General features: G+C 66.6%; 10 protein-coding genes and 1 pseudogene. 7 read left to right on the top strand and 4 right to left on the bottom strand.

What is annotated here, in order from left to right:
- The 3 genes and pseudogenes from AC1DR1_RS22440 to AC1DR1_RS22430 form a co-directional block, all read right to left on the bottom strand.
- On the bottom strand, nt 1-294 hold a 294-nt coding region (locus AC1DR1_RS22440; protein ID WP_476993371.1), incomplete at its 3' end, for a lyase family protein.
- 176 nt (nt 295-470) lie between these two features.
- Complete coding sequence (locus AC1DR1_RS22435) at nt 471-1,199, bottom strand: FadR/GntR family transcriptional regulator (RefSeq protein ID WP_229995625.1); 729 nt, start codon at nt 1,197-1,199, stop codon at nt 471-473.
- A gap of 490 nt (nt 1,200-1,689) precedes the next feature.
- Nucleotides 1,690-1,942, bottom strand: a pseudogene (locus AC1DR1_RS22430) (Y-family DNA polymerase); the annotation flags it as partial.
- A gap of 359 nt (nt 1,943-2,301) precedes the next feature.
- On the opposite strand from AC1DR1_RS22430, the gene AC1DR1_RS22425 reads away from it, so the two are divergent.
- On the top strand, nt 2,302-2,568 hold the full coding sequence (locus tag AC1DR1_RS22425) for a DUF1876 domain-containing protein (protein ID WP_229995626.1): 267 nt from the start codon (nt 2,302-2,304) through the stop codon (nt 2,566-2,568).
- Between the two features lie 262 nt (nt 2,569-2,830).
- On the opposite strand, the gene AC1DR1_RS22420 is transcribed toward AC1DR1_RS22425, so the two are convergent.
- Complete coding sequence (locus AC1DR1_RS22420) at nt 2,831-3,757, bottom strand: ribonuclease Z (RefSeq protein WP_476967756.1); 927 nt, start codon at nt 3,755-3,757, stop codon at nt 2,831-2,833.
- 81 nt (nt 3,758-3,838) lie between these two features.
- Between AC1DR1_RS22420 and AC1DR1_RS22415 the strand changes: the two genes are divergently transcribed.
- The 6 genes from AC1DR1_RS22415 to bioD all read left to right on the top strand — a co-directional run.
- Nucleotides 3,839-4,465, top strand: coding sequence for a hypothetical protein (locus tag AC1DR1_RS22415; RefSeq protein ID WP_476993370.1), 627 nt, complete (start codon nt 3,839-3,841; stop codon nt 4,463-4,465).
- Between the two features lie 207 nt (nt 4,466-4,672).
- On the top strand, nt 4,673-5,698 hold the full coding sequence (gene bioB / locus AC1DR1_RS22410) for a biotin synthase BioB (RefSeq protein WP_229995941.1): 1,026 nt from the start codon (nt 4,673-4,675) through the stop codon (nt 5,696-5,698).
- A gap of 101 nt (nt 5,699-5,799) precedes the next feature.
- Nucleotides 5,800-5,970, top strand: a complete 171-nt coding sequence (bsaP, locus tag AC1DR1_RS22405) for a biotin synthase auxiliary protein BsaP (RefSeq protein WP_476967759.1) — start codon at nt 5,800-5,802, stop codon at nt 5,968-5,970.
- 11 nt (nt 5,971-5,981) lie between these two features.
- Nucleotides 5,982-7,343, top strand: coding sequence for an adenosylmethionine--8-amino-7-oxononanoate transaminase (locus AC1DR1_RS22400; RefSeq protein WP_476993369.1), 1,362 nt, complete (start codon nt 5,982-5,984; stop codon nt 7,341-7,343).
- A gap of 8 nt (nt 7,344-7,351) precedes the next feature.
- Complete coding sequence (locus tag AC1DR1_RS22395; protein ID WP_476993372.1) at nt 7,352-8,509, top strand: 8-amino-7-oxononanoate synthase; 1,158 nt, start codon at nt 7,352-7,354, stop codon at nt 8,507-8,509.
- On the top strand, nt 8,506-9,044 hold a 539-nt coding region (bioD, locus tag AC1DR1_RS22390), incomplete at its 3' end, for a dethiobiotin synthase (protein ID WP_476993368.1). The genes AC1DR1_RS22395 and bioD, both read left to right, overlap by 4 nt.

Below are 9,044 nucleotides of genomic sequence, written 5' to 3'. Positions count from 1 at the left end.
CACGAACTGTTCGCTGAGCTTGCCGTTCATGACGTCGGCGCAGGCTTCCGCGATGGCCGCGGCGCGCTCGGCGTCGAGGAGCCCGAGTTCCTGGTTGGTGCGTGCGGCGGCGAGTTTCACGGCGGCCAGCCCGCGGACCAGGTGCATGTTGGAGGACAGCGGCTGGCCGGTAATGGGGAAGTTCTCCACGGCCCGGAGGGTGTGGACGCCCCAGTAGGCGTCGGCGGGAACATCCCGGTCGCCCAGGAGGTCGTGTTCGGAGCGGGTGTCCGGGGCGGTATGGGCGATAGTCATGGGGTCCTCACAGGGCTTCGTTGACGGGTTTGGACGGTAAAAATCTGGGGCCGGGGCAGGACTGAGTGACGCCGCAGCCGGCACAGTGGGCATGGTTGTTCCCGGCAAGGAGATCGCGCGGGGGTTGCGGCGATTGCAGCGGCAGGGGATGGTGAGTGAAATCCGGGGTTTAGGATCTAGCGCGTATGGCCGGCCCTGGAGTTTCCGCTTCCGGGGACGATGGTGCCCAGGGCGCATTCAACTCCGTGCAAATGCATTCTCATGGCCTGGGATGCCTCCTCGGCTGATCCACTCTCGATGGCAGCGAAAATGCGGGCGTGTTCCTGACCCGATTCCTTGCGCCGGTCAGCCACGAGGTTAAGGGTGTTTGATTGGTTAGCCATGGCGTCGCAGATGTCTGACAGGAATGATTCGAACACGCCATTGCCGCTGCACCGGGCGATGGTCACGTGGAATTCAGTGTTCAAAAGGACCCACTGCTGGAGATCGTCTTCCTCGGACATTTCCCGAAGGATTTCCCGAAGAGCCTCCAGGTCTTCGCTGCTGCGGCGTTGGGCGGCGAGGCCCGCGGCCGGCACTTCCACGTGGGGGCGGGCTTCAACGAGGGCGCTGGCCGAATATTTGCCGAGTTTGAGGTCCTGGGCCACCTTGTCAGCGATCACGAACGTGCCCTTACCCGTGTGGGTGGCCGTAAGTCCCAATGCGGTGCAGGAACGCAGCGCCTCCCTGACCATCGTGCGGCTCACACCGTACTGTTTGGCCAGCGATGCCTCCGAGTCGAGGCGGGTGCCGACAGGGATCTTGCCGCCCTCGATAGCACTGCGGAGGGATGCAAAGACCGCTTCAGCCGCGCCAACGCGTACGACTCGATCTTGCGCAGCTGTCCAGCTGTCCAACAGGTTCATACGAAGACTATGGCACTTGTCACACTGCCCGTCAAGGAAGTCCCGAAAATGACGAAATGGGGGCGGCCTTAGGCCAACTCACGAGGCATCCCAGTTCACACGACGAAGGCACTCCCGCGGTCATCGAAGAGACAGGGACCGCGCTCTTTGCTCTCCGTATCGATGTCGCTGCCGGACCGATTGCCGGGGCAATCCGTGTCCACTGGGACCTCAACACGTAGCCCTGTGACCGTGTCCAGGATCAGCAACGGTATGCCGGGGACCGGTGCGGGGAACGTGGCGACCACGGCCTCCCACCGTAGCGCCGATCGCGACGGGCAAGCTGGGTCGGGGACAAACAGATCAAACAACATTCCCGCCGCGAACTACTACACCCTGGATTTCCACGGCACCAAAGGAGCCCTGGCACCTGCACGTATGGAAGGAAAGCGGCGGCACGCTACATCTGCTGCTCCTCGGATCTGCACTCCGATCAGGCCGCTGCCTGCCTGATGTCCCTGTAGGGTTCGTAGTTGCTGGACACGGCGACGAGGCCCTTTCTCTGGCGCGGGGTTCGACCTTGAACCACGGATCGCCCAGGCCGATGCCCAGAGCCTTGGCCTCGGGGGAGCGGTGACGGCGCAGCTGTAATCGCACGACAGCACGATCAACGGCCCGCCCTGCAGCGCGGGGTTGAAGGGACGCTCGGCCGAGGCATATTAGCAGTTCACGTCCGCATGCGGGATCTCCTGCATGCGCCGCATCGTTGCCGGCCTGGACACGGCAAGCGCCCTCGCCTGGGCACGGACGATGTCCCTGGCTGGCATTCCGGCGGCACGATCGCGGAGCCACTCCGTTCGACCTCGCCAGACTGTATGAGGTCTGATGCTGCCGCGGCGGATCGCCACCGGGGTCCAACCCCCCGGACCAGGAAGCCAGTGCTGATGGACGGCGCCCGACTCTGGCGTCCTCGGTCTGCATGAGGTCTGCGGTCCCGCGTGAGTTGCCTCGTCGTGCGGGGCAACTCAGGGCCTTTGGCGCACGGTTTGCGGGGAAATTTGCGGACCTTGACGGCTTGCCTCGAGCTTGGGATGGTGGAAGTCGGATCGAGGAGGCGGGCACCATGCAAGAGAAAAGCTGGTCGGTGAACATCGTTATCGACGAACATGAAAACCAAACGCGGGCCACGGCGCGATTGAGGGCCGGGAACCGGGCGGAACTGGAGGGTGTCGGGTGGGCCAGGCTGAATCCGGTGGACTCTGATGTCCCGGAGATCGGGGACGAGTTGGCGACCGCACGCGCCCTGGCGGAGTTGGCGCATCAGCTGATCGAAGTCACCGCGGCCGACATCGAGAAAATTACCAAAGAACCTGCACATCTCCGTCCTTAGCCCTGCCATGCCGAGCGTGAGTCCTGCCGGCCGGCTGGAATCCCCGCGCTGAGCTCGGCGGCGCACTCGGTATCATGACCGCCGGAGCCTTGTTGTTCCCGGTAGGCACCTTGTCAGCGAAGTCTTCCCGCGCCCGGCCTGGATCTGCTTCCCACCCCGGTTGCTCCGGGTCGCTCTGGAGGCGCTTCCCGCCCGCCCACCAATAGGTTGTCCCCGGGACTGGGCTCTGCACGATCCTTAGGTGTAATTCCCGCAGACGTCGTTAGGACGCACGACGTTGCGGAAAGGCAATGCGGTCAAGGTCGTTCGCGGCAACCACCCTGGCTTGACCGGCGCGACCCCGGGCCTGCTCGGCGAGAGGGGCAACGTCCCCGTAGCGCGAAGAAAAGTGGGTRAGGACGAGAGTCCCCGCGCCCGCCGATGCGGCCAGCTCGCCCGCCTGCCCCGCTGTGAGATGGCGGAACTGCGAGGCGAGCTCGGCGTCGTCGTCGCTGAATGTGCACTCCGTGACGAGCAGGTCAGCGCCCTCCGCCAGTTCCTCCGCGCCCTGGCAGGGCGCGGTATCCATGACGAAGGCGAAGCGTTGACCGGGACGCGGCTCGCTTACCTCCTCCAGACTCACGCCGCCCAGGTTTCCTTGGCGCATTAGGCGGCCGACGTCGGATCCCGCAATCCCGACTGCCGCGAGCCGGTCAGGAAGGAGTGTGCGCGCGTCGGGTTGCACAAACCGATAGCCATAGGCCTCGATGCGGTGATTCAGCGCCCGGACCTCCAGGCCCGGGGCGATCGGCTCTGAAGTCCTTTGGCGGGGGCCCTCGTGTTCGCCGCCCCCGTAGCCCCCATGTGGATGCAGCCGAAGATCTATGCCCGAGGACGCGACGGACACGAGAGCTCGGACGGTGTCCTCCCCGGAGGCAGGATAGTGCAGGTGGACGGGGTGGTTGACCTTGTCAAGGGCCATGCGGGAAAGGACGCCGGGCAGACCGTAGCAGTGGTCGCCGTGCACGTGCGTGAGGCAGATGCGCGTGATCTGGGAGACGGTAACTCCGGCGTGGATCATCTGCCGCTGCGTACCCTCTCCGGGGTCGAAGAGGAAGTCCTCGCCATCCCACCGCAGCATGTACCCGTTTTGGTTTCGGGTGCGGGTCGGGACCTGCGAGGCGGTGCCGAGGACAACGAACTCACGCATGAAGTCCAGTGTGCCACTCGATGGCGACAACGGGATGGGACTCCGGCATGTTGGGCGCCCTGGTCCCTCCACTCGGTCTGGTTGCGACGCCGCGACCAACACCTGGACAACCTGTGGGCAATGGCCGGCGGCATCATCGACGGACTGCTGGCCGGTTCCACCCCCGGCGGGGCGGTCGAGGTCGACGGGCACCGCGACATCGGCTCGAAGCTTCCGGTGAACTTCTTCCCCGAGGCTTCCGGCATTTCCAAGGAGGGCCGCGAAAACCTGGTGCCCTATGCCGACCACACCTTCAACGCGCTGGGTCCTGACAACGAGCTGGTGGAGCAGGGCAGGTGCAAGGCCGCCGAATACACCGAGTGGGCCACCGCCAAGTGCCAGCGCGACGCCTTGAAGTCCAGCGATGTCACCATCGGCGGCAGCACAATCCCCGAAGCCAGCAGGGTCATGCTGTGCTTCGCGGCGGCAAACCGCGATCCGCGCCGCTGGGAAACCCCGACGAGTTCGACCTCTCCCGCGACCCGTCCGGACACCTGTCCTTCGGCATGGGCATCAACCGGTGCGTGGGCCAGCACGCAGCCCGCCTCCAGGCGGCGTCATTGCTGGAACAACTGGTGCCCCGGATCAAGAGCATCGAACTGGCCTCGGCGATCGAACGCCACTACAACAACACCCTACGTGGCTGGGACTCTGTGCCCCTGCGGTTGACGCTCGCCTAGGCCACGGACATGCAGGGCCACCCTAATCGATCAGGCATGCCCTATTGGCCCTAGGCGCCCGGCCGTCCGGCGGCCCCTCCGGGCGAAACAAACTGTCGCCCCCCTTCTTGTGGGGAACGCACAAAATCCTGCAATCAGCCGGAAACTACTGTCGCCGGTGAGGCATATCCACGAAACCCAGCGAAAAGGACAATCAATGACGATTCAGGCACCTCCCACGGCCACGAGCTATGCAATTCTCGATACTGCCCGCCGGCAGGTCTTCGACGACGGCATCGGCCTCTCCGAGGCTCAACTTGTCGAAATCCTCCGACTGCCGGACGAAGCCCTGCCCGCCGCGCTGCAACTGGCCCACGACGTACGGCTGAAGCACTGCGGCGAGGACGTCGAGGTGGAAGGCATCATCTCCATCAAGACCGGAGGCTGCCCCGAGGACTGTCACTTCTGCAGCCAGTCCGGCCTGTTCGACTCGCCCGTCCGCGGCGTCTGGCTGGACATCCCGGAGCTGGTCAAAGCCGCGAAGGAGACCGCGGCTACCGGTGCCACCGAGTTCTGCATCGTCGCCGCCGTCCGCGGCCCGGACATCAAGCTGATGAACCAGATCAAATTCGCGATCGACCGCATCAACGAAGAAGTGGAGATCAACATCGCCTGCTCCCTGGGCATGCTGACCCAGCGCCAGGTGGACCAGCTCGCCGAATGGGGCGTGCACCGCTACAACCACAACCTCGAAACCGCCCGCAGCTACTTCCCCGAAGTCGTCACCACGCACACCTACGAAGAACGCCTCGAAACCTGCGCCATGGTCAAGGCCGCCGGCATGGAACTCTGCTGCGGGGCGTTGATCGGCATGGGAGAAACCCTCGAACAGCGGGCCGAACTCGCCGCCCAGCTCGCAGCCCTGGAACCCCACGAGGTCCCGCTGAACTTCCTGAACCCCCGGCCCGGGACACCGCTGGAAAACCAGAGCCTCATGGACGGCAAGGACGCCCTCCGCGCCATTGCCGCCTTCCGACTCGCCATGCCCCGCACCGTGCTCCGCTACGCCGGCGGCCGGGAACTGACCCTCGGTGACCTCGGCACCCGCGAGGGCCTGATGGGCGGCATCAACGCCGTCATCGTCGGCAACTACCTCACCACCCTGGGCCGCCCCGCCACCGCCGACCTTAACCTCCTGGTGGAACTGAACATGCCCATCAAGGAACTCCAGAAGACACTGTGAACCGGGTATCAACGAGCCCAACCATCGGCTCTAATATCGCGGTTTCGGCAGACTCAACCACCAGCTCGGCCACCGCTGAGTTTTGCGGGCACTGCGGCGGGATGTACGCCGGTGGTGCGCTGCCGCCGTCGTACGCTCACCGACAGTGCGAGGAACTGCTGCAGCTGGAACCGCCGCGCTACTGCGCCGCCTGCCGGCGCCGCATGAAAGTACAGGTCACACCGCTGGGCTGGTCAGCAGAATGCTCCCGCCACGGGGTGCTCGCACCATGACGCCCGGTTCAATGACGCAGGATTCCGCGCAGACGGGCCTGATCCAGCGGGACCGCGCACGGTTGTGGCACCCCTACGCACCAGCCTCCCCGAAACTTCCATTGTGGGAGGTCGAAGCGGCCGACGGCGTGCGGCTGCAGCTTCGGGGCGAGGACGGCACACGCCATGAGGTTGTTGACGCAATGTCCTCCTGGTGGTCCGCAATCCACGGCTACCGCCACCCGGTGCTCGACGCCGCCGCACGGCGGCAACTGGAGAGTTTCAGCCACGTGATGTTCGGCGGGYTCACACACGCCCCGGCCGTGGAACTCGCCGAGCGGCTGGTGGACCTGGCGCCGGCGGCACCCGGGAGGCCGGGATTAGAGCGGGTGTTCCTCGCTGACTCGGGTTCGGTGTCCGTGGAAGTGGCGCTGAAGCTGGCGGTCCAGTTCCAGACCGCTCTAGGACAGTCTCAGAGGCAGCGGTTCCTGAGCATCCGCGGCGGTTATCACGGGGACACGTTCGCGGCGATGGGAGTCTGTGACCCCGTAGAAGGCATGCACTCCGCATTCCCGGGTTTGCTCGGCGGCAACGTCTTTGCGCCGCGTCCGCCAGCTGCGGCTTTCGCCACGCCGGAAAGCATACGGGCATGGGTCTCGGAGTTCGAAGAGATCGCGGCCGCAAATTCCGGGGAGCTGGCCGCGATCATCGTCGAACCGGTCCTCCAGGGTGCCGGCGGCATGCATGCCTACCCGGCCGAATGCCTGACGGTGCTCCGGCAGGTGGCGGACCGGCATGGGCTGCTGCTCATCTTCGATGAGATCGCCACCGGTTTTGGGCGGACCGGCGAACTGTTCGCGGCCAATCATGCCGGCGTCGTGCCGGAAATCATGTGTGTGGGCAAAGCCCTGACCGGCGGATACCTGACCCTCGCCGCCATGCTCTGCACCGACGACGTGGCCGCGACAGTTTCCGGCGGCCAGGCCGGGGCGCTGCTGCATGGCCCCACGTTCATGGGCAACCCGCTGGCCTGCGCTGTTGCCAATGCCAGCCTTGGCATCATCGCCAACGGCGGCTGGCGAGCCGACGTTGGCCGGATCAACGCTGGCCTGGCGTCCGGGCTGGCCCCGGCTTTGGAACTGGACTGCGTCCGGGACGTCCGCACCATCGGAGCGGTGGGGGTCATCGAACTGCAGGACGGCGTGGACGTCACCGCGGTCAGCGCCGCAGCCATCCGGCACGGCGTCTGGGTCCGGCCGTTCCGGAACCTCGTCTACACCATGCCGCCATACATCAGCACCGCGGCGGACGTTGAGCAGATCACCACGGGCATGACGGCCGCCGTCACCGAAGTCCACGAATGCCTCCCGGCACAGTCCAGGGGGCTGGGATGAGCGTCTCGATGATCAAGTGGCTGGACCGGCAGGCTGAAGTCCGGAACCGCCGGGGCCTGGTCCGCCGACCGCGCCCCCGTGCCGCCGACGAACAGTTCATCGACCTGGCCAGCAACGACTACCTGGGGCTCGCCGCCGACCCGCGGGTCATCGAGGCAGCGGCGGCGGCCGTCCGGCAGTGGGGTGCGGGTGCAACCTCCTCGAGGCTGGTCGCCGGAACCACGCGGCTGCACCTGGACCTCGAGCGGGAACTGGCCATGCTCGCCGGGATGGAATCGGCGCTGGTGTTCTCCTCCGGGTATCTGGCCAACATCGGTGTGATCACTGCGCTGGGCGGCCCCGGGACCCTGATCGTCGCGGATGAGCACTGCCATGCCTCGATGATCGACGGTTTCCGGCTCAGCCGCTCCCGCACCGAATCGTTTACGCACAACAGCGTGGAGGAAGCCGGCCGCCTGCTGGCCGGCCGGTCGGAGCCGCGCGCACTCATCGCCGTCGAATCCGTCTACAGCGTCCTCGGCGACGAAGCACCGCTCGTTGACCTGCTGACCCTGGCCGAGGAATACGACGCCGTGCTGCTCATCGACGAGGCACACAGCCTCGGAGTCACCGGCACCGGCACCTTCCAGGGCCGCGGTTCGGTGGCCGGGACAGCTCTCGCGGGGCATCCGAACGTGATCGTGACGGCGACATTGTCCAAGGCCGTGGGCAGCCAGGGCGGAGCGGTCCTGGGATCCGCGTTGCTGCGGGAACACCTCGTCAACCGGGCAAGGAGCTTCATCTTCGACACCGGTCTGGCGCCCGCCTCCGCCGCAGCGGCCCTCGCCGCAGTTCGGATCATCCGCGATGAGCCCTGGCGGGCCGGATGCGTCCGAACCAACGCTGCGGCGCTTGCCGCCGGGCTCGCCCCTGCCCTGTCCGCCCGCGGCGCAGCCCTCGACCGGACAGCTGGGGCCGTCCAGTCGGTCGCCATGCCGTCCGCCGAATCCGCCCTGACAGCGGCGGATGCCGCGTGGGCCGCCGGCGTCCGGATCGGCTGCTTCCGTCCGCCGTCCGTTCCGGACGGGACTTCGCGGCTGCGGCTCACCGCCCGAGCCACCCTGACACCCGAGCACATCGACGACAGCTGCGCAGTGCTGCGCCGCATTTTGGAGGAACTTCCATGAACCTGCCCGGCATTATCCTGGTCACCGGAACGGACACCGGCGTCGGCAAGACCATCACGACCGCGGCCCTCGCCGCCGCCCTGATGGTAGCGGGGCGCAGCGTCGCGGTGTACAAACCGTGCCAGTCGGGAGCCGCTGCCGGCGATTCCGACGTGGCCGAGATTGTCCGGCTCGCCGGCGCCGTGACGGCGGAATCCGGCGTTGTCCTGAAGGAGCCGCTGGCGCCCGCCGCCGCTGCCGCTGTCGACGGTGCGCCGCTCCCGCGGCTGGCAGTCCACGCCGGGAGGGTCCGCGAGCTCGCCGGCTCCCATGACCACGTTCTGGTTGAGGGCGCAGGCGGACTCCTGGTGGAACTGGATTCCGACGGCAGCACGCTCGCCGACCTGGGCTCGCTCCTGGCGGCGGCGTTTGTGCTCGTCGCCCGGCCGGCCCTCGGCACCCTGAACCACACCGCGCTGACCCTCGAAGCGCTGGCCGCGCGGGATCTTCGGGTCCTTGGCCTGGTGCTCGGGAGCTGGCCGTCCGCCCCTGAGTT

This window comes from Arthrobacter sp. P4_F10 (assembly GCF_056401435.1).
The sequence above is the reverse complement of the archived record's forward strand: the minus strand, read 5'-3'. Positions and strand labels throughout refer to the sequence as shown.

What these genes read in the sequence shown, in the direction of transcription:
- AC1DR1_RS22425 (WP_229995626.1), top strand. Translation starts at nt 2,302, where the DNA reads ATGCAAGAGAAAAGCTGGTCGGTGAACATCGTTATCGACGAACATGAA.
- bsaP (WP_476967759.1), top strand. Translation starts at nt 5,800, where the DNA reads ATGTACGCCGGTGGTGCGCTGCCGCCGTCGTACGCTCACCGACAGTGC.
- bioB (WP_229995941.1), top strand. Translation starts at nt 4,673, where the DNA reads ATGACGATTCAGGCACCTCCCACGGCCACGAGCTATGCAATTCTCGAT.
- AC1DR1_RS22435 (WP_229995625.1), bottom strand. Translation starts at nt 1,199, where the DNA reads ATGAACCTGTTGGACAGCTGGACAGCTGCGCAAGATCGAGTCGTACGC.
- AC1DR1_RS22395 (WP_476993372.1), top strand. Translation starts at nt 7,352, where the DNA reads ATGATCAAGTGGCTGGACCGGCAGGCTGAAGTCCGGAACCGCCGGGGC.